At 63.9% G+C, this 21,295-nt stretch carries 20 protein-coding genes; 10 read left to right on the forward strand and 10 right to left on the reverse strand.

What is annotated here, in order from left to right:
- Positions 1-257 precede the first annotated feature (257 nt).
- The 3 genes from AC1VON_RS11730 (at position 258) to AC1VON_RS11740 (ending at position 2,922) form a co-directional block, all read left to right on the forward strand.
- Positions 258-1,277, forward strand: coding sequence for an isopenicillin N synthase family dioxygenase (locus tag AC1VON_RS11730; protein ID WP_483122289.1), 1,020 nt, complete (start codon positions 258-260; stop codon positions 1,275-1,277).
- A 308-nt stretch (positions 1,278-1,585) separates the two neighbouring features.
- Positions 1,586-2,275 carry an SDR family NAD(P)-dependent oxidoreductase gene (locus AC1VON_RS11735; protein WP_483122291.1) on the forward strand — a complete coding sequence of 230 codons (690 nt, stop codon included), beginning with the start codon at positions 1,586-1,588 and terminating at the stop codon, positions 2,273-2,275.
- Between the two features lie 395 nt (positions 2,276-2,670).
- Positions 2,671-2,922 carry a hypothetical protein gene (locus AC1VON_RS11740; RefSeq protein ID WP_483122293.1) on the forward strand — a complete coding sequence of 84 codons (252 nt, stop codon included), beginning with the start codon at positions 2,671-2,673 and terminating at the stop codon, positions 2,920-2,922.
- A 54-nt stretch (positions 2,923-2,976) separates the two neighbouring features.
- On the opposite strand, the gene AC1VON_RS11745 is transcribed toward AC1VON_RS11740, so the two are convergent.
- From AC1VON_RS11745 to AC1VON_RS11755, 3 genes are all read right to left on the reverse strand, one after another.
- Positions 2,977-4,119 carry a DmpA family aminopeptidase gene (locus AC1VON_RS11745; RefSeq protein WP_483126316.1) on the reverse strand — a complete coding sequence of 381 codons (1,143 nt, stop codon included), beginning with the start codon at positions 4,117-4,119 and terminating at the stop codon, positions 2,977-2,979.
- A complete protein-coding gene (gene xseA, locus AC1VON_RS11750; RefSeq protein ID WP_483122294.1) occupies positions 4,116-5,681 on the reverse strand; it encodes an exodeoxyribonuclease VII large subunit in 1,566 nt (521 codons plus the stop codon). Before xseA ends, AC1VON_RS11745 begins: the two co-directional genes overlap by 4 nt.
- 79 nt (positions 5,682-5,760) lie before the next feature.
- Positions 5,761-6,717, reverse strand: a complete 957-nt coding sequence (locus tag AC1VON_RS11755; protein WP_172352029.1) for a LysR substrate-binding domain-containing protein — start codon at positions 6,715-6,717, stop codon at positions 5,761-5,763.
- 233 nt (positions 6,718-6,950) lie between these two features.
- Here AC1VON_RS11755 and AC1VON_RS11760 point away from each other — a divergent pair, with 233 nt between their 5' ends.
- Positions 6,951-7,241: a DUF1127 domain-containing protein gene (locus AC1VON_RS11760; protein ID WP_172352028.1), complete on the forward strand. Its 291-nt coding sequence runs from the start codon at positions 6,951-6,953 to the stop codon at positions 7,239-7,241.
- A gap of 171 nt (positions 7,242-7,412) precedes the next feature.
- Here AC1VON_RS11760 and AC1VON_RS11765 read toward each other — a convergent pair whose 3' ends face one another.
- The 4 genes from AC1VON_RS11765 to AC1VON_RS11780 form a co-directional block, all read right to left on the reverse strand.
- Positions 7,413-8,429 carry a DUF937 domain-containing protein gene (locus tag AC1VON_RS11765; protein WP_483122298.1) on the reverse strand — a complete coding sequence of 339 codons (1,017 nt, stop codon included), beginning with the start codon at positions 8,427-8,429 and terminating at the stop codon, positions 7,413-7,415.
- Between the two features lie 89 nt (positions 8,430-8,518).
- Positions 8,519-9,892, reverse strand: coding sequence for a glutamate--cysteine ligase (locus AC1VON_RS11770; protein ID WP_172352026.1), 1,374 nt, complete (start codon positions 9,890-9,892; stop codon positions 8,519-8,521).
- A 144-nt stretch (positions 9,893-10,036) separates the two neighbouring features.
- Positions 10,037-10,771 (reverse strand): 16S rRNA (uracil(1498)-N(3))-methyltransferase, encoded by a 735-nt coding sequence (locus AC1VON_RS11775; RefSeq protein ID WP_483126317.1) that lies wholly within the window; start codon positions 10,769-10,771, stop codon positions 10,037-10,039.
- A gap of 31 nt (positions 10,772-10,802) precedes the next feature.
- Positions 10,803-11,450: a hypothetical protein gene (locus AC1VON_RS11780; RefSeq protein ID WP_483122300.1), complete on the reverse strand. Its 648-nt coding sequence runs from the start codon at positions 11,448-11,450 to the stop codon at positions 10,803-10,805.
- A gap of 88 nt (positions 11,451-11,538) precedes the next feature.
- Here AC1VON_RS11780 and AC1VON_RS11785 point away from each other — a divergent pair, with 88 nt between their 5' ends.
- Entirely contained in the window at positions 11,539-12,237 is a 699-nt protein-coding gene (locus tag AC1VON_RS11785; RefSeq protein WP_172352024.1) for a type 1 glutamine amidotransferase, read from the forward strand.
- A 323-nt stretch (positions 12,238-12,560) separates the two neighbouring features.
- Positions 12,561-12,692, forward strand: coding sequence for a hypothetical protein (locus tag AC1VON_RS11790; RefSeq protein ID WP_013893872.1), 132 nt, complete (start codon positions 12,561-12,563; stop codon positions 12,690-12,692).
- 35 nt (positions 12,693-12,727) lie between these two features.
- On the opposite strand, the gene AC1VON_RS11795 is transcribed toward AC1VON_RS11790, so the two are convergent.
- Genes AC1VON_RS11795 through AC1VON_RS11805 form a run of 3 tightly spaced genes read right to left on the reverse strand, consistent with a single transcriptional unit; the run spans position 12,728 to position 15,498 of the window.
- Complete coding sequence (locus AC1VON_RS11795) at positions 12,728-13,495, reverse strand: metallophosphoesterase (protein WP_483122301.1); 768 nt, start codon at positions 13,493-13,495, stop codon at positions 12,728-12,730.
- A 37-nt stretch (positions 13,496-13,532) separates the two neighbouring features.
- Positions 13,533-14,669 (reverse strand): alpha-hydroxy acid oxidase, encoded by a 1,137-nt coding sequence (locus tag AC1VON_RS11800; protein WP_140774924.1) that lies wholly within the window; start codon positions 14,667-14,669, stop codon positions 13,533-13,535.
- A 25-nt stretch (positions 14,670-14,694) separates the two neighbouring features.
- Positions 14,695-15,498 carry a FadR/GntR family transcriptional regulator gene (locus tag AC1VON_RS11805; protein WP_172352022.1) on the reverse strand — a complete coding sequence of 268 codons (804 nt, stop codon included), beginning with the start codon at positions 15,496-15,498 and terminating at the stop codon, positions 14,695-14,697.
- Between the two features lie 209 nt (positions 15,499-15,707).
- Between AC1VON_RS11805 and AC1VON_RS11810 the strand changes: the two genes are divergently transcribed.
- From AC1VON_RS11810 to glcF, 4 genes are all read left to right on the forward strand, one after another.
- Positions 15,708-17,030, forward strand: coding sequence for a DUF3422 family protein (locus AC1VON_RS11810; protein ID WP_483122303.1), 1,323 nt, complete (start codon positions 15,708-15,710; stop codon positions 17,028-17,030).
- 160 nt (positions 17,031-17,190) lie between these two features.
- Complete coding sequence (locus tag AC1VON_RS11815; RefSeq protein WP_483126318.1) at positions 17,191-18,687, forward strand: FAD-linked oxidase C-terminal domain-containing protein; 1,497 nt, start codon at positions 17,191-17,193, stop codon at positions 18,685-18,687.
- Between the two features lie 64 nt (positions 18,688-18,751).
- Positions 18,752-19,957 (forward strand): FAD-binding protein, encoded by a 1,206-nt coding sequence (locus tag AC1VON_RS11820; protein WP_483122304.1) that lies wholly within the window; start codon positions 18,752-18,754, stop codon positions 19,955-19,957.
- Positions 19,958-19,967: 10 nt separating this feature from the next.
- The gene (gene glcF / locus AC1VON_RS11825) at positions 19,968-21,293 is read left to right on the forward strand and encodes a glycolate oxidase subunit GlcF (RefSeq protein ID WP_483122306.1); all 1,326 of its coding nucleotides are present in this window, start codon (positions 19,968-19,970) and stop codon (positions 21,291-21,293) included.
- Positions 21,294-21,295 lie beyond the last annotated feature (2 nt).

Genomic DNA, 21,295 nt, shown 5'->3' on the forward strand with positions numbered 1-21,295 from the left:
GATTGGGCGCGCCCAGCGCCTGTCTGTCATGGCATGATCGCGATCATCATCAGCTTGCCCGTCCGAATGGAAAAATTGTTCGTCGCGGCTGCGACGAAGGGCCGATCGTTTCTTTCCCGGCAATTCGAAGTCGATGAGACTTGCGCGCGTTGATGGCGGCTATGGTCGCGCAAAAGCGCCTGCATGTCCAATCGGCTGGGTTTTCCGAAGTGGTGAATTCAAACAACGCCCGGAAAGCGCCAGGAAAGGAGCCTGATATGCCCAGAATAGTGCCTGTGCTTGATTTGAGCCGTCTTGAGCAGGGCGCGTTGGAACGCCGGACATTTCTGGTGGACTTGCGCTCCGCTTCGCGCGACATCGGCTTTTTCTACCTGGCCGGACATGGCATCTCCTGGGCGGAGATCAGCGAGGTCCTCACCGCATCGCGTCACTTCTTTGCCCTGCCGGAAGCCGACAAGCTGGCAATCGAGATGGTCAGATCCTCGCAGTTTCGCGGCTATACGCGCGCAGGCGGCGAACTGACCAAGGGCAAGGAGGACTGGCGCGAGCAACTCGACATTGGCGTCGAACGCCATGCAATCGCGCAAGGGCCGGGAATTCCAGCCTGGACGCGGCTGCAGGGACCGAACCAGTGGCCCGCGGCGCTGCCGGATCTCAAGCCGGCGCTGCTTGCCTGGCAGAGCAAGGTGACGGCCGTGGCGATCCGGTTGCTGAAAGCCTTCGCTCTGTCGCTCGATCAGCCCGAGGACGCCTTCGACCCGATCTATGGCGGGGAACCCAACCATCGCATGAAGATCGTGCGCTACCCCGGCCGTGATGCAACCGGCGGCGACCAGGGCGTGGGCGCGCACAAGGATGGCGGTTTCCTGACGCTGCTGCTCCAGGATGACAACAAGGGACTCCAGGTCGACTATGACGGCAGCTGGGTCGATGTCGATCCCATTCCCGGCACGCTCGTCGTCAACATTGGCGAATTGCTCGAACTGGCCTCCAACGGCTATTTGCGAGCGACCGTGCATCGGGTCGTGACGCCCCCCGCCGGCGTCGAACGTATTTCGGTGCCGTTCTTCTTCAGCGCCAGGCTTGATGCGACGATACCGCTGCTTGGCCTTTCCGAGGAATTGGCGGCGCAGGCGCGCGGACCGACCAGCGATCCGGACAATCCGCTCTTTCGCGATGTCGGAACCAATGTGCTGAAAAGCCGGCTGCGCTCGCATCCCGACGTCGCGCGGCGCCATTATGCGGATCTGCTCGAAGGGGAAAGCCGGGTTGGTTGAGCTTCCTGGCGAAGAAGGAACAGAATTTTCGCAATTCTGACCAATCTTTAGAAAATCATCCGTCGTATCTGTCCGAGAATCGGTTCAAAAGAGAAAAATCCGTTCGGTGTTTTCCTCCCATTTCACTGAGCGGTGTTCCCCTCTGAAGGTTATGACCTTCTTTTTGGCCGGGCCGTTTCGCGCCCGGCCATTTTTCTGGAGCAATTCCAGGTGCCTCGGCGTTGCCGCCGCCGCGCTGATCCGGCAAGCTTCAACACAGTTCATTCGCCAGCCATCGACCGCAATCCGTACAAGGAAGGAGAGGTCTCATGACATCCAATGTCGCCGTCATCGCCGGTGCGGGCTCCGGCTTGAGCGCCTCGCTGGCGCGCCTCCTTGCCAAGGAAGGGTTCAGCGTCGTTCTGGCCGCTCGAAACATTGAGAAACTCGGTGCATTGCAGGCTGAGACAGGCGCGCAGGCCGTGGCAACGGATGTCTCCGATCCCGCTTCGGTGGAGCATCTGTTCGATGTCGCCGACAAGGCCGGCCCGCTCTCGCTGGTGGTTTTCAACGCCAGCGGACGCGCTCGCGGGCCGATAGTCGAGCTCGATCCCGAGGCGGTCCGGCAGGCTTTGCTGGTTGGGGCCTATGGCGGGTTCCTGGTCGGCCAGCTAGCGGCGCGCCAGCTCCTTGCTCAAGGGACTGGCTCGATCTTCTTCACTGGTGCGACAGCAAGCGTGAAGGGCTTCGCCGGCTCCGCCGGTTTTGCGATGCCCAAATTCGGCTTGCGCGGGCTGGCCCAGTCCATGGCCCGTGAACTGGCGCCGAAGAACATCCACGTCGCCCATTTCATCATCGATGGCGCCATCGCCTCGGCTGCGTCCGGACAGGAGCCCGGACCGCCGGATCGCCGGCTGTCTCCGGACGCCATCGCCGAGGCCTATCTCTCCATCCATCGCCAGCACCGCAGCGCCTGGACCTGGGAAATGGAGTTGAGGCCTTGGGTCGAGACCTTCTGATGGCGCGCGGGAGTGCGACCTTGGTGCAGCCTGTGGGCACGGTTGGAAGGAGTCGACATTGCAGGAGGATATCACTATATAGCGGCGGCTTCGTTGGCTCGCGCCTCGAGGCGCAACGTCAAAAAGGCGGCTTTAGCGACAGCCGTTGAGATACGAAACGGACTGAAAGCCGTAAAAGGTAGAAGCAATTGCTCGGCGCGGGTCATATCCCGCCAACGGTACAGTCCTTCAGAATCAGAAAATGTTCTTCACCCCTCGATTTCCTTCGGCTCTGTGGACCCTGGACGGCATTGACTTGCCGGCTGGCCGCGACTCGGCTGGAATGGGAACATGCATCCTTTGTGGGGTGCCGACGTTTATGATTACCAACCGGCTTTGCCGCAGGGAACAGCAGTATGAGTGAACACGCCATCGAGTTCTTGCGGGGATGGATCGGCGAAAAGGTCCATTGCCAGTCCCAGGCCAGGATCGACAAGCAGGCCGAGACATTGGCCAAGGAATGCGCCGCCAAGGCGGCCGAGGTCGGCATCCCGCTGGAGGATATCCAGGAAGAAGTCGGCGATATCCAGGAACTCATTGCTTCCCGGCTCGAGGAAGCGGCCGAGGCCGACGAGCACCACCAGGCGCCCAGCAAGGCTGCGGAATAGATCCTAACGGCCGCTCTGTCTGAATGCGCGGGCTTTTCGGCCCGCGTTTTCGTCTCAGTCGAGCTTTTCTTTCAGCCCGAACTTTTCTTTCAACCATGTCTTCGGCAGTGCAGGCACGAAATTGCCGTCGCGTCCGGTCATGTCGTCGTTGGCGGCCAATGCGTTGAGGATCGATTCTTCCACCGTCTGGATTACGGCATCGAAAAACGGATCGATGTCCGTATCGGGAATGAAATCGGCATTGGCGATCCGGCCTGACGGCGCCAGTGCGGCGGCAGGATTGGCGGTCGAGAAGGCGAGAAAGATGTCGCCCGAACTGTGGTAGCCGAAGCCGCCGGTCATGGCGACGCCGAGCGGCACGCGGCGCGCCAGCCGCTTCATCTGGTGCGGCAGGAATGGCGCATCGGTGGCGATGACGGCGATGATCGAGCCTTTTTCGGCATGCCGTGCGTCGTCTCGGATCGCCGATTCGGCGAGCGCTGGCTCGACGCGTTGGCCGCGAAGCGTGAAATTGCGCAGCTTGCCGAAATTCGACTGCACGAAGGCGCCCACCGTGTAGGAATTTCCCTGCCACCCGACGACGCGCGAAGCCGTGCCCGAACCGGCCTTGAAGCCGAAGGTGATCATGCCAGTGCCGCCGCCGACGCTGCCTTCTTCGATCGGGCCGCCGGCGGCACCGTCTAGTGCCTGGGCCACGTGCTCAAAGGTCAAATGGTGGCCGTTTATGTCGTTGAGGAAGCCGTCATAGGTCTCCGCCGCCACCGGCAGGCCCCAGCCGCTGTCGAGCGCGGCCGGCTGCACTTGGTGCATCCAGCGCAGCGTGCCGTCACGCGAAACACCGCAGGAATGCGTGTTGGTAATGGTGATCGGAAAGTTGAAAGCACCGGTTTCTTCGACGATGTGCGAGCCGGTCAACTCGCCATTGCCGTTCTGGCTGAAAATACCGGCGAACACCGGCGTGGCCAGCTCAGCAATTGGCCTGGGCAGGATCGCCGTGACTCCGGTGCGCACCGGCCCCTTGCCGACGACCAGCGCCCCATCGCCTGATATCAGCGTCGCATAGCCGACCGCGACGCCGGGCACGTCGGTGATCGCGTTGAACGGCCCGGGCGTCCCGTCGAAGCCGATGCCGAAGCTTCGCGCGCGCGGCTTGCCGCTGGGCGTGGCCAGGTGGTGTGGATTGTCGGTCGTGCTCAGAACAGCGATCCCTGATTGCCGGGTTCCTTGGCCTTTGCTGATGGCTTGGCAGCCGGCTTCGGTCGCGCTGCACCGCTGGTTGCCACCGCATCGGCCGTGCCATCAGCGAACTCCAGCGAGAGCGCCATCCCCGATGCCACGTCGGCCGCCTGTTTGATGACGGCGCCATCGGCATCCTTGACGAGCGCGAAGCCGCGCGCCAGGACGGCCTTGTGCGACAGCGTGGTCAGCAGGCGCTCTGCCTGGCTCAATTGGCCGCGCAGCCGCTCGAGCCGCAGCGAGATAACCCGATCCTGCCGCCTTGCGAGCGCTGCCAGTGCGTCGGCCTGCTGCTTCTGCCTTCGCGCGATCGGTGCCGGCGACAGCCGCGTCGCGGTGCGCGCAAAGCGAGCGCGCCGTTCGCGCACGATGGCAAAGAAGGCCGCCTGCGCGCGGGCGAGGTCACGGCCGGTCAGCGTGCGCGCCTCGTTGATGCGCCGCGACAGCGTGGCCGGCGTCAGCCTTTGGCCCTGGAGTCGCGCCCGCTTGCGGTCGACGCTGACGGACAGGCCGCGACTGAGCCTCGACGTCGCCTCGTCGAGGCGCCGGCGCGGCAGCGCCAGCAATTGATCGGGCGAGGGCAGCGCGCGCGCCGCCGCACGGGCGGCCTGCCGCTTGCGTTCGAAATTGCGTGAGATGGCCGCCTTGAGCCGCGCGCCAAGGCTGGCAAGCGTCGCTTCGAGGTCGGCCTTCACCGGCACGGCGATTTCGGCCGCGCCCGTTGGTGTCGGCGCCCGTACATCCGCGACGAGGTCGATCAGTGTCCAGTCGGTTTCGTGGCCGACCGCCGAGATCACCGGAATTCCGGAGGCGGCAACGGCGCGGGCGAGCGCCTCATCGTTGAACCCCCACAGATCCTCCAGGCTGCCGCCGCCGCGCGCGACGATCAAGAGATCGGGGCGCTGGATGGAACCATCCCAGGCCAGTGCATTGAAGCCGGTGACGGCATTGGTCACTTCCACCCCTGATGTCTCGCCCTGCACGCGCACCGGCCAGACCAGCACATGCAGCGGAAAGCGGTCCTTGATGCGATGGATGATGTCGCGGATGACGGACCCGGTCGGCGAGGTGACGACGCCGATGACGCGCGGCATGAACGGCAGCCGGCGCTTGCGTGCGGCATCGAAAAGCCCTTCGGCCTGCAGCCGGCGCTTGCGTTCCTCCAGCAGCGCCATCAGCGCCCCGGCGCCAGCCGGCTCCAGATTGTCGATGACGATCTGGTAGTTGGACTTGCCGGGATAGGTGGTGAGCTTGCCGGTGGCGATCACCTCCATCCCTTCCTCGGGGCGGAATTTCAGCCGGCTCATCGTGCCTTTCCACACCACGGCGTCGAGCCGGGCGCGGTCGTCCTTCAGCGCGAAATAGGCATGGCCGGAGGAGTGCGGGCCCCGATAGCCGGAGATTTCGCCGCGCACCCGCACATTGCCGAAGACGTCCTCCACCGTACGCTTCAGCGCGCCGGAGATCTCGCTCACCGTGTATTCGGTGGCGTTGGTGCGTGATTCGGATGCTGCTTCGCTCATCGGCCGATTGGGGGCTGGTTGGCGCCCCACGTCAAGGCGCCCGTATCCGGCCACGCGCTCAAGGCGCCCCGATTCTTCCCTACCAGCCGGGCAGGAGCTGGTTCGGTCTCGTCCGCTTCATCTTGGCAAAGGCGAGTGCGGCGAAGTCGAAGGTTCCCGTCTCCTCGCCAAGCGGCACCGAGATGTTGTCCAGGCTCTCCGAGATGTGGCGGGCAAGCGCATCGACGATCTCCGGCCGCGAGGTCTGGCCGCGCATGATGCCGATGCGGCAATCGGGAAGGGCGCCGAAACCGTCGGCCTCGCCCAGCACCCGCATGCCGGGCCTGAGTGCGCATTCCGGCAGCACCGAGATCGCCAGGCCCGAAAGCACGGCGGCGGTGATGACGGTCGCCGAGAAACTGGTGAACAGGATGCGATAGTCGCGGTTCTGCTGGTCCAGCACATCGACGGCGGCGCGCCGCCAGATACAGTTCGGCCGGCCAAAGGCCATCGGCAGCGTTACCTGTTCATGTGTCGCATGGTTGGCCGAGGTGACCCAAAGCAGCGGTTCGCGCCGCACCACTTCCGACTGGCCGCGCACATCGTTGTGCGTCACCAGCGCCAGGTCGAGATTGCCGCGCTTGATATGCTCGACCAGCCCCGGCGTCGGCTCGCAGATGACGGTCAGTTCGACGCGCGGATTGGAGCGGGTGAAGCGTGCCATGATCTCCGGCAGGAAACGGTCGGCATAATCGTCCGGCGTGCCGATACGGATCGTGCCTTCCAGCCGCTGGTCGTCGAAGGCGGCGAGCGTTTCGCGGTTGAGGTAAAGCAGCCGTCTTGCATAGGAGAGCAGCTTGTCGCCTTCCTCCGTCAGCCTGTTGCTGCGCCCCTCCTTCTCGAACAGCGGCTTGCCGATCCGCTCCTCCAGCCGGCGCATCTGCATCGACACCGCCGACTGGGTCCGGTGCACCTCCTCGGCTGCCCGCGTGAAGCTGCCGGTGTCGGCGATCGAGATGAAGGTTTGCAACTGATCGAGATCGAGCGGCGCTTTCATCGGTTCAATCCATCATTGATGTTGATGCTAAAGATTAGAAACATTCGTTGGATTAATCAATCGGCTGATGGCAAATTGGCATTGTCCACATGAAGCCAATGCATGTCGCCCAAAAGTGGACACCGGTTTTGGGAAAACGACATGCACCTTTGAAAATGAATCGAAGCCGGAACGGCTGCTGTCGCCAGCGCCGATCGCTTGGCTTTGTCCGCTCGACTCCGAGGGAGACTGCTATGACCACGATCGATTTCGCCACCGAGACCTCGCGCATCACCTCGCGTCCGGCCGTTGCGATGCGCGTGGCCAATACCGTCTTCAATTTCTACCGCGCCTGGAAAAATCGCCGCGCCTTCTATCGCCTTGGCGAGATGTCGGATGCCGAGCTCGCCGATATCGGCCTGACGCGCGCCGACCTGCATGTCGCCATCGACGTGCCGTTCGGCCGAGACCCGACGGTGATGCTGCGTGAAATCGCCAGCGATCGCGTGGAGACGATCGAGGATCTTGCCCGCAAGGTGGCCTGATCGGTTGAGTTTCGGTCGCGTTGAACCTTTCAGGGCTCAGTGCGACCAAAGGTTCTGCAGGCTTCCCACTCCCTGCCGGTTCCCCGCCGGCCTGCCTGCACGTTGCCCGGTCCTCCCAAGGACCGGGCTTTTCTTTTCTGGCGTGTTCAGAAATGGTGGCTGCCTTGGCGCCTACCTGCGGTCCATGTCGCGCTTGAACTGATCGAAGATCGTTTCCACGCCCTTTTGATAGTCGTCGCGCTGCTGGGCGCCGGTCTCGAACATCTTGCCGAACAAATCATCGAACGGGTTCCTCGGCCTGCCGCTCGGGTTGGTCTGCGGTTGCGGCGCCTGGCGCTGCTGCGGTGCCTGAGGCTGAGGCGCCGGCTGCCCGCCGCCCAATCCTCCCCCGCCGCCTTGCCGCAGCATTTCCTCGAAGATCTTTCCCAGCGGATTGTCACCATAGGGGCTCTGCGTCTGCTGTGGCTGCGGTCGGGCTTGCGGCTGCGGCGCGCCGCCACCAAACATGTCCTGCAGCACCTTGCCTAGCGGATTGTCACCATAAGGGTTGGGCGCTTGCTGCGGCTGGCTCTGCGGTTGCGGCGTGCCGCCGCCGAACATGTCCTGCAAGACCTTGCCAAGCGGGTTGTCCATCGGGTTCGGGGGCGGCGGGGCCTGACGCTGTTGTGGTGCCGGGGCCGGCATGCCGCCTTGCCGCATCATCTGTTCGATGATCTCGCCGAGCGGATTGTTCCCACCACCGCCGAAGCCTCCCGCGGACTGCATCTGATTTGTCGTCTGCTTGAACAGGCCGCCCATCACCATCGAGGCGATCGCGGGCAGCATCTGCTGCAGGACCTGCTGGCTGACGCCGCTCGCTTGCGCCGCCTGGCTGGCCACGGCGCGTGACAGGTCCTTGGACCCGAACAGATGTCCGAGAATGCCGTTGCCTTCATCGACGCCTTGCGGCGAAAACGCCCGGGTCGCGTCGTCGAAATATTTGGCGTGCTGGCCGCTTGCCATCGCCGTCATGAAGGCGCCGAGCCCGTAGGGATCGGCGGTGTTGCGTTGCAACCCCTGCGAAAAGGCCGGCAGTAGTGCTGCGACCGCCGCCTGTGTCTGTTGCATCGAAAGCCCATATTGTTGGGCAAGCGCCTGCATGCCGTTGCCGTTCTGGGCCTGGGTCAGCATATCGAACAAGGTAGGCATCGGCTTCTCCTCCTGAATTCCTCGGAAGAGAGCCTAATTCGTTTCAACACTCGATTGAAGCGGCTTTTGCCGCTCCTTAACGTGCGCGGTTAATAGGCGTATTCCATGAACACCGGCTCGATCGAGCCGCCCCAGCGCGTGTGGTAGGCCGAAAGCATCTCCTCGGCGCTGGTCGTGCCGCGCGCGACCACTTCGTCCAAAGTGTTGAGGAACGAGGTTTCGTCGTAGCCGTCACGGTTCTTCTTGCCGCGGTTCTTCAACCCCGTGCGCGAGATGGCCAGCACATCGCGTGCCATCTCGCGCAGCGTGGCGTTGCGGAAGGGCGCGGAAATGCCCAGCTCCGGCACCGCGTTGCGCATGGCCAGCACTTCCTTGTAGGTCCAGCTCGAGGTCAACGCCTCGGCCGCGTCGAGCGCCGCCTCGTCATAGAGCAGGCCGACCCAGAAGGCCGGCAGCGCGCAGATGCGCCGCCACGGGCCGCCATCGGCGCCGCGCATTTCGAGGAAACGTTTCAGCCTGACGTCGGGGAACAGCGTCGACAGGTGGTTCGCCCAGTCGCCCATCGTCGGCAGCCCGTCCGGCACTTCGTTGCGCGCGGCGCCGGCCATGAACTGGCGGAAGGTGATGTGCGTCATGTCGTGATAGTGGCCGTCGCGGATGACGAAATACATCGGCACGTCGAGCGCCCATTCGACGTAGTCGGCGAAACCGAACTCCGGCGAGAAGCAGAATTCGAGCAGGCCGGAGCGCTGGTTGTCGGTGTCGCGCCAGATGTCGCCGCGCCAGCTCTGCAGGCCGTTCGGCCGGCTCTCGGTGAAAGGCGAGTTCGCGAACAGCGCCGTCGACAGCGGCTGCAGCTTCAGCGAGACCTGCATCTTGCGGCGCATGTCGGCTTCGCTCTCGAAGTCGAGGTTAACCTGGATCGTGCAGGTGCGGTACATCATGTCGAGGCCCTTGGTGCCGACCTTGGGCATGTAGCGCGTCATGATCTCATAGCGCGATTTCGGCATTTTCGGCGTCTCGGCCAGCGACCATTTCGGGCTGCCGCCGAGGCCGAGGAAGCGGATGCCCATCGGTTCGGCGATCTCGCGCACCTGCGCCAGATGCGCATTGCCCTCGCGGCAGGTCTGATGGATGGTCTCCAGCGGCGCGCCGGAAAGCTCGAACTGGCCGCCGGGCTCGAGGGAGATCGCGCCCTGGCCCGTCGGCTCGACCAGGCCGATGATGCGGCCGTCATCGATGATCGGGTCCCAGCCCAGCTTTTCCTGCATGCCTTCCAGGATTGCGCGGATGCCGCGCTCGCCGCCATAGGGCACGGGCGCGTTGCCATCGACATAGAAGGGGAATTTCTCGTGCTCGGTGCCGATGCGCCATTTGTCGCGCGGCTTGTTGCCTTCTGCCAGGTGCTCGACGAGTTCGTCGACACCTTCGATCGGCCGGAAATCGGTTGTGTCGCGCGCCATGATCAAGCCCTCAAAAGCGGCCAGTGGAGCCGCCGGCGGTAAATGGACGAAATGTCAGTAGCCGATCAAGCGAAAAATCCTGAGCCACAGGTCAAGAGGAATTGAAGGCCACGATCCGCGCTGCCTCTTGCAAGACATGACGTCCTACCAGTCTCCGACAGTTGCCTGCATCACTGCAAGTGCCGCCACGGCCGCCGTGTCGGCGCGCAGGATGCGTGGGCCGAGCGGAATGGCGGTCACGAAGGGCAGGGCGCGCAGCATCTTGCGCTCCTCATCGGAAAAGCCGCCCTCGGGCCCGACCAGCAGCGCCAGCTTCTTCTCCTTCACCTGCTGCAGCGCAGGCAGCGGATTGTTGGTCGAGGCGTCCTCGTCGCAGAAGACCAGCCGCCTTTCCTTGTCCCAGCCGGTCAGCAGGCGTTCGAACTTTTCCGCCTCGCGAACCTCCGGCACCGCCAGGATGCCGCATTGTTCGGCGGCCTCGACGACATTGGCGCGCAGCCGATCGATGGACGGCTTGGCGACTTGCGTGTGCTGGGTGATGACGGGTTGCAGGATGCCGGCGCCCATCTCGACCGCCTTCTGCACGAGATAGTCGAGCCGGCCCTGCTTCAGCGGTGCGAAACAGTAGATGAGATCGGGCAGTGGCGGCTGCGGCCGCTGCAATGCCAGCACCCTCAGTTTGACCGCTTTCTTCGACTTCGCCGCGATGGCCGCCGACCACTCACCATCTCGGCCATTGAAGACCAGGATCTCGGCGCCTTCGCCAAGGCGCAGCACATGCATCAGATAATGGCTCTGCTGCTGGCCGGCGTCGAATTCGGCATCCGCCCCGAGGTCGTCGGGCACGAACAGGCGTTGCATCTTGTAATTGGCGCGCATGGCCGAGGAATGAGCGAGCCGGCCGCCTCCGTCAAGTCTCGGCGGATGCATGCCACACCGGTCGAAAGCCATGCCGCAGGACATTGAGCGCTGTCGCTGGAGTGAGCAGCAAAAACGTCTTTTCGCCGAGTGAGCCGAAATCAGCGGGCGGGCCATAGCCGGCGAACGACCAGCGCAGTGCCTTGCCGCCGCGCAGGGCATAGGCTGAGCCGCCGTCCGCAACCATGGCGCCGTCCGGCAGGCCGCCAAGGTCTTCAACGGCAACCACAGGCGGCTTGCCCCCCGAAGCCAGCCGCTCCTTGTGCAGCAGCTTGTCGACCTGCGGGGCGCGTGGCTCGGCGATGCCGAAGGCTTCGCCGAAGCGCTGGACAAACTCCTTGGCCCGCCCGCGCTGGCAGAAGAAGCAAGGGCGATGTCCCGCCGCCAGGGCCGTAACCTCGTCGAGGAAGAAAAGTTCGGTCCAGCCGGCCTTGCCGCCGGGCCTGTTGCGGCCCATCGGCTCGCGCCGCACATTGCGGAACTGGCACACGCAGATGATCCAGGCCTGAAGCGCCCAGCGTTTCTTCAACAAAGTCTTGGTTTCGGGATCATGGATAATGCCGCGATTGCCGGTGAACAGGCCGCGCTCGGGCACGGCGTGGATGGCGCCGAACGGATCGACCCGGTTCTGCAGTGGCATAGTTCTCTCCTGGGATACGCATCTTGGCTGCTATGCGGGCGGCATGATATCGCTCGTCGCATCATTTTCATGTCAGCAGGGTTTTGCGATGCGGGTGCTGGTGGTCCAGAACTACGACAATACCGGCCTCGGCCAGGTTGGTGCCGCACTCGCGGAAGCGGGTGCCGATCTCGATGTGCGCCTCCCTTACAAGGGCGATCCGCTGCCGCAGGATGCGGCTGGGCACGATGCCATGGTGGTGCTCGGCGGCGGCCAGAACGCATTGGCCGACGATGAGTATCCCTATTTCCCGGCGTTGCTCGAACTGACCCGCGATTTTGCCGGCAAGGACCGCGCCGTGCTCGGCATCTGCCTTGGCAGCCAGCTCGTCGCCCGCGCCTTCGGCGGTGAGAACCGCATCGGCGCCGCCAACGAATTCGGCTGGCGCGGCGTGTCGCTGACGCGGGATGCCAAGGCCGATCCGGTGCTGGCTGAACTGCCGGAAAAATTCCCGATCTTCCAGTGGCACGACGACACGTTCGAACTGCCGCAAAACGCCGTACGTCTCGCCGGCAATGATATCGCCGAAAACCAGGCGTTTCGTGTCGGCCGCGCCGTCTATGGCTTCCAGTTCCATTTCGAGGCCGATCGGCCGATGGTGAAGGACTGGAGCACCTCCTTCGCCCCGACCATTGCCGCGCGCCATCCCGACTGGGCCGGCAAGCTCGATGGCGAAATGGCCCGCAACGGACCCGACGCCGATGCCGCAGGGCTGGCCATTGCTCGCGCCTGGGTGGCAACCATCTGAGACACTCACTCGCCAGAGCGAATTTCGAAACAGTCTCTCAGCGTCCATTCCCGCGCGTGACATAATTGGCACGCGGCCGTGAAACCGGTTGGGGAAAACCCCTTTCATTCTTGGCTGTGTCCGCCCGCCATTCTAGAAGGCGCGCGCTCTGCATCATAAGTGCAACCGCGATGAACCTTTTGTGTGACCCGTGCGACACACCGTCGATACAGAACGCGCCTAGAAGCGCGAAATCGTCGAAACTTTGAAGCGAATTCTCCGTTTCAACGCATTGGTAACCGCCTGGTGCACAGATGCAGAAAGCTCAACAAGAGATGACCTCCGTGAAAGCAGCGCTTCTGTCCTTTGCCATGTTGTCCGCCATCGTGCTTTGCGGTCTCGGCATCTATGCCGCCGATGCCGCCAACAACCACAACGCCGTAGACGGCTACGGCGTTACCGCCTCGCTTCGCTAAAGCCGGCTCGCTGGCGACGCATCCTGCGGCGCGGCTCAAGCTTCCTTTATTGTCATTTCCAGGATGCGTTTGTCCGCTCCGTCGACGACGAGCGCGGTAAGCATGCCTGACTGCCAGGCAAGCGTGTCGACATTGACGCGGTTGGCCATCACTTCGGCCTTGGGGACCGGGGTGTGGCCGTGCACCACGATCTTCGGGAACAGGCCGATGTGATCATGGAAAATGTCGCGGATCCAGATCAGGTCCTGCGGGCTCTGCTTGTCCAGCGCAATGCCCGGCCTGATGCCGGCATGGCAGAAAAAGAAGTCGCCTGATGTCACCGAGAACGGCAGCGACCGCAGGAAATCGACATGGCTTTGCGGCATGGCTTCGAGCAAGGCTTGATGTCCGCGTCTCATCGTCTCCGTCTTGCCGAACCAACTGGCGTCCGCGGTGAGGGAGACCCCATAGGACAGCGCCGTCTGGACGCCGCCATAGCGCATGAAGAGCCCTTCCGGTTCAGGGTTTCCCAGAAAATCGAGAAAGCCGATGTCGTGGTTGCCGGCCAGCATCAGGTTGCGCGGGTCGCGTTTTCGGGCTTCGATCAGAAAATCGATGACGCCCTTGGACTCTGGCCCGCGGTCGACATAATCGCCGAGATGGATTACCCGCCAGTCGCGAACCGGTTTCCACTCCAGTTCGCTCTCGATCCGCTGGTGCATGGCGGCCAGCAGGTCAAGCCGGCCATGCACGTCGCCGATCGCGTAAAGGCGCACATCGTCCGGCCCATGCGCGTCGAGAAAATGGATGCCGGGTTCCGCCAAAGCCTCGTGGTCTCCGTGGTCAGGCTGTCACCGGACCCTAGCGCCGGAGCTGGTCCTTGCCCATGTCGGTGACCAGACGCTTTCCGCACAGCGCCAGCGTGATGTCCATCTCCTTGCGGATGATTTCCAACGCTTTGGTAACCCCTTCCTTGCCGAGCGCGCCCAGGCCGTAAAGAAATGGCCGGCCGATATAGGTGCCCTTGGCGCCGAGGCAGAGCGCCTTCAACACGTCCTGGCCGGAGCGGATACCGCCGTCCATGTGCACTTCTATTTTGTCGCCGACCGCGTCCGCGATCTCTTCCAGCGCCATGATCGACGACGACGCGCCGTCGAGCTGGCGCCCGCCATGGTTGGAAACCACGATCGCGTCGGCGCCGGTCTTGGCCGCCATCAGCGCATCTTCCTTGTCGAGGATACCCTTCAGGATCAGCTTGCCACCCCAGCGTTCCTTGATCCAGGCGACATCCTTCCACGACAGTTGCGGATCGAACTGCTCCGTCGTCCAGGATGACAGCGAAGAGACGTCACCGACACCTTTGGCGTGGCCGACGATGTTGCGGAAGGTGCGGCGCTTGGTGCCGGCTATGCCCAGGCACCAGCGCGGCTTGCTGGCCAGGTCGATGATGTTGGCCAGCGTCATCTTGGGCGGCGCCGAAAGCCCGTTGCGGACATCCTTGTGGCGCTGGCCGAGGATCTGCAGGTCGAGCGTCAGCACCAGGGCCGAGCACTTTGCCGCCTTCGCCCGATCGATCAGGTCGAGCACGAAATCCTTGTCGCGCAGCACATAGAGCTGGAACCAGAACGGTTTCTTCGTCACCGAGGCGACATCCTCGATCGAGCAGATGCTCATCGTCGACAGGGTAAAGGGCACGCCGAATTCCTCGGCCGCCCGTGCCGCCAGCATCTCGCCGTCGGCGTGCTGCATGCCGGTCATGCCGGTCGGCGCCAGCGCCACGGGCATCGACACTTTTTCGCCGATCATGGTCGATTCCAGCGAGCGGTTGCTCATGTCGACCAGGACGCGCTGGCGGAACTTGATCTTCTGGAAGTCTTCTTCGTTGGCTCGATAGGTGCTCTCGGTCCAGGCGCCGGAATCGGCATAGTCGAAGAACATCTTGGGCACGCGCCGGCGGGCGAGATCCTTGAGGTCTGCGATGGTGAGAATGTCGCTCATGATGGTCCCCGCTTAATCGAAATGACTAGGAGCGTCTGCGTGCTGGTTCGCTATCGCCGGCTTCCGAACGCTGCCGCAGCCTCAGCCGCGACACCCGTTGCCAGTCGCCGCTGCGCTCGGCTTCGGCCATGGATCGCTCGACATAAATCATGTGGTCCATCGCCGCCTGTCGGGCAGCTGTGGGATCGCCGGCCTTCACCGCGGTATGAATTGCCTTGTGCTGCGCAAGCAGCGCCTCGCGCGCGCCGGGCACGCTAAACACCAGCAGCCGGTTCTGGAACACGCCTTCCGACAGCAGCCGATAGCAGGAGCGCAGCGTGTGCAGCAGCAGGATGTTGTGCGCGCATTCGCAGATCGCGTGATGAAACTCGACGTCGATTTCAGCCTCGTCGTCGAAATCGCCGGTGCGGTGCGCCTCGTCCATGCGCTCCATGATGCGGTCGAGCAGCGCAAGGTCCTCCGGGGTGGCGCGCCGCGCCGCATATTCGGCGGCGATGCCTTCGATCTCGCGGCGGTATTCCAGATAATCGGTCACCGCCTTGCGATGCATCGAGATCAGGTCGGCCACCGGCTTGGTGAACAGCTGGCCGATAATGTCGGCGACATGCGTGCCGCCGCCGGCCTTGGTCGTCAGCAGTCCACGCCCTTCGAGGGCCTTCAGAGCATCGCGCAGGATCGGCCGCGACACGTCGAACTGGCGTGCCAACTCGCGCTCGCCGGGCAAGCGATCGCCCGTGCGCAGCACGCCTTCGAGGATGAGGCTCTCGATCTGCTGCACCACCTCGTCGGCGGTGCGCGAATGCTCGATCCTGGAAAAAATGTCGCTCAACAGAATGCCTGGAAGGTGAACCGGTGTCGCACAGGATAAAGCCTGCGTCGCCAACTGGTCAAATTATTTATCCAATTGGTCGAAGCGCGTCGGTTTCACCGCCCGGCGTTCTGTGATCTTCGGCTAAACTTTGCTGTTTGCGTCGTCAGGCGATTGGCCCTAGAGGGACGCGAACGCAAGAGGGTTCAGAGAAACCCGGGGGACAAGCCGTGTCAGACGACCCGTCCAATCTCGAGTTCCAGCCACGCGCCAAGGGCAGCGTCATGGGTTTTCCCGCGCATGAGGGTCGGCCCGGCGCACTCGGCGAGGTCCACGCCCGGCCGCATCCGCTCATTGAAAAGCCGCGCGTTCTCGTGCAACTCGCCTTCATGACGGAGGGCGGCTCCGGCGTCGACCACGCCGTGCTTTCCGAACTGTCGCGGCGCCTCGGCATTGCCGCGCCCGATCGCCAGGCCCGCCACCATGCGATGAAATGGGGCAAGGGCTCGCTGCGTTGGGAGCGGCACACCGAATTCTCGACCTATCTGTGGGAGGGGCCGCTTTCTGAAAATGGCAGGACTCAGGCGGATTCGCCCTTCGGCAACGGCTTTTCGCCGCCGGGAACCGTCATCTCGGGCATCCGGCTCGAAATCCGCAAATGGACGCAAGTCAGCGAGCGGCTGATCGCGGCTTTCGACCCGACCAGCCTGTGCTACTCGCTGGTCGAGCGCGGCAACGCGGCGATCATCACCGATTTTCGCCAGGATGGCGACGGCATGACCCGCATATTGGTGCTTGACCGCGGGCTGACGCCGGCCCGTACCGGGGCACTGTCGCAGCGGCTGATCGACATCGAGACCTACCGCACGCTGGCCATGCTCGGCCTGCCGCTGGCGCTGACCCTGTCCGGCCGCGCCCGCCGCATCGAGGACAGGCTGGCTCAGACCACGCTGGAAATGAAGGTCGCCGAGACACGCGACAGCCAGACGTTGCTTGCGGACCTGACCGAACTCGCCGCCGAACTGGAGGCGGACGCCGCGTCGAGCCTCTACCGTTTCGGCGCCAGCCGCGCCTATGACGGCATCGTCGTCGAGCGGCTGGAAGCGCTCGAGGAGGAAGCCGTGCCCGGCTACGACACCTGGGGCGGGTTCCTGCAGCGCCGGGTGGCGCCAGCCATGCGCACCTGCCGCTCGGTCGAGGAGCGCCAGGCCAATTTGTCACGAAAGCTGACCCGGGCCACGACGCTGCTGCGCACCTGGGTCGATGTCGAGGTCGAGAAGCAGAACCGCGACCTGCTCGCCTCGATGAACAACCGCGCCCGCCTGCAACTGCGCCTGCAGCAGACCGTCGAAGGCCTGTCGGTCGCCGCCGTGTCCTATTACGTCGTCGGCCTCATCGGCTATGTCGCCAAGGGCGCCTCGATCTTCGGTCACGCCTTCGCGCCGGAGGTCGTCACCGCGGCTTCGGTGCCGGTGGCCATTCTGCTGGTCTGGTGGGGCGTGCGCCGCGTGCGCCGGATGCATTCCGAGCCGGCAAAGCACCCAGGCGAATAGCGGCTGCCTCTCCCCTTGTGGGAGCGTAAAACAGCGGCAGATTGCCGCTACGGAAGCTCGTCTCGGGCCTTTGGACGAGTGTCTTCACATCGCGGCATTTGCAACCGGCTCGCTTAACTGGTAAAAGATATTGACCAGTCAAGCGAAATGGGGGCTGCTGATGTCCGGCCTGGCCATGCCGAAACCAGACGACGCCACGATGCGCCGGCGCGACGAGATTATCGCGGATATGCGCATCATCGTGCCGGGCGAGGGCGTCGTTGACGCGACCAACCAAATGCGCGCTTTCGAAAGCGATGGCCTGACCGCCTATCGGCAATTGCCGCTGGTCGTCGTGCTGCCCGAAACGGTGGCGCAGGTCTCCCGCGTGCTGAAATACTGCAACGATCGCAACATCCGCGTCGTGCCGCGCGGTTCCGGCACCTCGTTGTCCGGCGGCGCGCTGCCGCTGGAAGACGCGGTCCTGCTGGTCATGAGCCGCTTCAACCGCATCCTTGCGATTGACTATCCCAACCGCACCGTCGTCGCCCAGCCGGGCGTCACCAATCTCGGCATCACCATCGCCGTCGAGCAGGAGGGTTTTTATTACGCCCCCGACCCGTCCTCCCAGATCGCCTGCTCGATCGGCGGCAACGTCGCGGAGAATTCCGGCGGCGTGCATTGCCTGAAATACGGCCTTACCGCCAACAATGTGCTCGGCATCGAGATGGTGCTGATGAATGGCGAGGTGGTGCGGCTGGGCGGCAGCCATCTCGACACCGAAGGTTACGACCTGCTTGGCGTCATGACGGGTTCGGAAGGCCTGCTCGGCGTCGTCACCGAGGTCACGGTGCGCATCCTCAAGCGGCCGGAGACGGCGCGTGCGCTGTTGATCGGTTTCCCGACCAGCGAGCAGGGCGGCCAGTGCGTTGCCGACATCATCGGCGCCGGTATCATTCCGGGTGGCATGGAAATGATGGACCGGCCGGCGATCCATGCGGCGGAGGATTTCGTCCATGCCGGCTACCCCCTGGATGTCGAGGCGTTGCTGATCGTCGAACTCGATGGGCCGGGCGTCGAGGTCGATCATCTCATCACCGAGGTCGAGGCGATCGCCATCCGCAATGGTTCGACCACCTGTCGCATCTCGCAATCCGAGCAGGAGCGGCTGACTTTCTGGGCTGGGCGCAAGGCGGCCTTCCCCGCCGTTGGCCGCATTTCGCCTGACTACTACTGCATGGACGGCACCATCCCGCGCAAGGAATTGCCGCGCGTGCTGGCCGGCATGCGCGAGCTGTCGGAAAAATACGGGCTCGGCGTCGCCAACGTCTTCCATGCCGGCGACGGCAATCTGCATCCGCTGATCCTCTACGATGCCAATGTGCCCGGTGAACTCGACAAGGCCGAAAGCTTTGGCGCCGATATCTTGCGTCTCTGTGTCAAGGTCGGCGGCGTGCTCACCGGCGAGCATGGGGTGGGGGTCGAGAAGCGCGACCTGATGCCGGAAATGTTCAACCAGGCCGATCTCGACCAGCAGATGCGCGTCAAATGCGCCTTCGATCCCAACCATCTGCTCAACCCGGGAAAGGTGTTCCCGCAACTGCGCCGCTGCGTGGAGCTGGGGCGCATGCATGTGCATCGGGGACAGGTGGCGTTCCCGGATATTCCGAGGTTTTGAGGATGGCCCATCAGAACGGGGGTTCCTCGCCCCGCAAAGCGGGGGCGAGGAACCAGGGACGGCCATGACCACCTTCACCCCGACCACCTCAGACGAAGTCCTGTCCTCCGTTACCTCAGCGGTGGTGGAAAAGTCGCCGATCGAAATCCTTGGCCACGGCTCCAAGCGCGGCATCGGCCGTCCGCTGCAGACGGAGCACACGCTCGACCTGTCGAAACTCACCGGTGTCACGCTTTACGAACCCGCCGACCTGGTGCTGTCGGCAAAGGCCGGCACGCCGCTGGTCGAAATCGAGAAGCTGTTGGTGGAAAACGGCCAGCAACTGGCCTTCGAGCCGATGGACTACGGCCCGCTGCTCGGCGGCGAGCCGGGCAAAGGTACGATCGGCGGCGTGCTGGCCGCGAACCTGTCCGGTCCGCGCCGGCTGAAGGCGGGGGCGGCGCGCGATCATATCCTTGGCATCAACGTCGTGTCCGGCCGGGGCGAGGCCTTCAAGTCCGGCGGGCGCGTGGTTAAGAATGTCACTGGCTATGACATGTCGAAGCTGATGGCCAACAGCTGGGGCACGTTGGCCGTGTTCACCGACGTTACCTTCAAGGTGCTGCCGGCCGCCGAAACCGAGGTGACGCTGGCCGTGCGTGGCCTGCTCGACGATGCCGCGGCAAGCGCCATGGCCTTGGCGCTCGGCTCTAGCGCGGAAGTGTCGAGTGCCGCCCATCTGCCCGAGCGGATCGCCGCGCGGGTCGCGGGAGGCGCGCTGGGCAGTGAAGCCGCCACCTTGCTTCGGGTCGAAGGTTTTGGCCCGTCCGTCGCCTATCGCATCGCCGCGCTGAAGACGCTGCTCGGCAAGGCCGGGCCGTTGGAGGAGATTTCGAGCGAGGCTTCCCGGCTGATCTGGCAAGATGTGCGCGATATCAGGCCCTTCGCCGACGGCAGCGAGAAACCGGTCTGGCGTGTCTCGATGACACCTTCACAGGGTCACCAGATGGTCCTGACGCTGCGCATGCAGGCCGCCGTCAGCGCCTTCTACGACTGGCAGGGCGGACTGGTGTGGTTGCGCATGGAAGAGGGTGACCCGGAAGCCGCTCTGCTGCGCGGACTGTTGCGCAAACATGGCGGCGGCCATGCGACGCTGGTGCGCGCCGCCCCCGCTCATCGCGCCGCCCTGCCGGTATTCGAGCCGCAGGCACCCGCACTGGCCGCGCTCAGCCAGCGGCTGAAGCAGGAGTTCGACCCGAGGAACCTCCTCAATCCCGGCCGCATGGCTTAGGAAATCAGCGATGCAGACCAATTTTTCACTTGCCCAGCTTGCCGATCCGCATGTCGCGGAATCGGAAAAGATCCTGCGCAAATGCGTGCATTGCGGCTTCTGCACCGCCACTTGCCCGACTTATGTGACGCTGGGCAACGAGCTCGATTCACCGCGCGGGCGCATCTACCTGATCAAGGACATGCTGGAGAACGGCCGTCCGGCCGACAAGGAGATCGTCACCCATATCGATCGCTGCCTGTCGTGCCTGGCCTGCATGACCACCTGTCCGTCGGGCGTCAACTACATGCATCTGGTCGACCACGCGCGTGCCCATATCCAGGAAACCTACAGACGGCCGCTGCTCGACCGCCTGATCCGCGCCATGCTGGCCTTCGTGCTGCCCTATCCCCAGCGCTTTCGCGCCGCGCTCAAACTGGCGAAACTGGGCAAGCCATTCATCGGCCTGTTCGAAAAGGTGCCGTCATTGAAGCCTCTCGGTGCGATGCTCAAGCTCGCTCCGGCGTCGATCCCCACGGCTTCACCGATGGCCTCGCCGGGCGTCCATGCCGGGCAGGGGGTGAAAAAGGGCCGCGTCGCCATCCTCACCGGCTGCGCGCAGTCGGTGCTTGATCCCGCCATCAACGACACGACGATTTCGCTGCTGACACGCCTCGGCGTCGAAGTCGTGGTGCCGCCGGGTGAGGGCTGTTGCGGCGCGCTGGTCCATCATATGGGGCGCGAAGAGGCCGCACTTGCCTCGGCGAGACAAAATGTCGATGCCTGGACACGCGCCATCGACCAGGGCGGGCTCGACGCCATCATCATCACCGCGTCGGGCTGCGGCACGACGATCAAGGATTACGGCTTCATGCTGCGGCTCGATCCGGCCTATGCCGACAAGGCCGCGCGCGTGTCGGCGCTGGCCAAGGACATAACCGAATATCTGGCCGCTTTTGATATGCCCGAGCCGGTGCGCAAGCCAGGCACGGTCGTTGCCTATCACTCGGCCTGCTCCATGCAGCACGGCCAGAAGATCGTCCGCCAGCCAAAGGAACTGTTGGCCAAGGCCGGCTTCATCGTGCGCGAGCCGCGCGAGGGTCATCTGTGCTGCGGCTCGGCCGGTACCTACAACATCCTGCAATCCGAGATTTCGGCCAAGCTGCGCGATCGCAAGGTGAAAAACATCGAGGCGACGGGAGCTTCCATCGTCGCCACCGGCAACATCGGCTGCATCACGCAAATTGCCGCCGCCGCCGGCATGCCGGTGGTGCACACGGTAAAACTGCTCGACTGGGCCTATGGCGGGCCAAAGCCGGACGGCGTTCTGGACGAGAGCCTGATCGCCGCCGAGTAGGG

It is taken from the genome of Mesorhizobium sp. HAY1-8B, from assembly GCF_056868045.1.

Bases quoted from the DNA above. Each gene is read 5' to 3' on its own strand.
- AC1VON_RS11730 (WP_483122289.1), top strand. From the start codon at position 258: ATGCCCAGAATAGTGCCTGTGCTTGATTTGAGCCGTCTTGAGCAGGGC.
- AC1VON_RS11755 (WP_172352029.1), bottom strand. From the start codon at position 6,717: ATGAAAGCGCCGCTCGATCTCGATCAGTTGCAAACCTTCATCTCGATC.
- AC1VON_RS11765 (WP_483122298.1), bottom strand. From the start codon at position 8,429: ATGCCTACCTTGTTCGATATGCTGACCCAGGCCCAGAACGGCAACGGC.
- AC1VON_RS11780 (WP_483122300.1), bottom strand. From the start codon at position 11,450: ATGCCACTGCAGAACCGGGTCGATCCGTTCGGCGCCATCCACGCCGTG.
- AC1VON_RS11760 (WP_172352028.1), top strand. From the start codon at position 6,951: ATGACCACGATCGATTTCGCCACCGAGACCTCGCGCATCACCTCGCGT.
- glcF (WP_483122306.1), top strand. From the start codon at position 19,968: ATGCAGACCAATTTTTCACTTGCCCAGCTTGCCGATCCGCATGTCGCG.
- AC1VON_RS11820 (WP_483122304.1), top strand. From the start codon at position 18,752: ATGACCACCTTCACCCCGACCACCTCAGACGAAGTCCTGTCCTCCGTT.
- AC1VON_RS11800 (WP_140774924.1), bottom strand. From the start codon at position 14,669: ATGAGCGACATTCTCACCATCGCAGACCTCAAGGATCTCGCCCGCCGG.
- AC1VON_RS11815 (WP_483126318.1), top strand. From the start codon at position 17,191: ATGTCCGGCCTGGCCATGCCGAAACCAGACGACGCCACGATGCGCCGG.
- AC1VON_RS11770 (WP_172352026.1), bottom strand. From the start codon at position 9,892: ATGGCGCGCGACACAACCGATTTCCGGCCGATCGAAGGTGTCGACGAA.
- AC1VON_RS11775 (WP_483126317.1), bottom strand. From the start codon at position 10,771: ATGCGCGCCAATTACAAGATGCAACGCCTGTTCGTGCCCGACGACCTC.
- AC1VON_RS11785 (WP_172352024.1), top strand. From the start codon at position 11,539: ATGCGGGTGCTGGTGGTCCAGAACTACGACAATACCGGCCTCGGCCAG.
- xseA (WP_483122294.1), bottom strand. From the start codon at position 5,681: ATGAGCGAAGCAGCATCCGAATCACGCACCAACGCCACCGAATACACG.
- AC1VON_RS11740 (WP_483122293.1), top strand. From the start codon at position 2,671: ATGAGTGAACACGCCATCGAGTTCTTGCGGGGATGGATCGGCGAAAAG.
- AC1VON_RS11735 (WP_483122291.1), top strand. From the start codon at position 1,586: ATGACATCCAATGTCGCCGTCATCGCCGGTGCGGGCTCCGGCTTGAGC.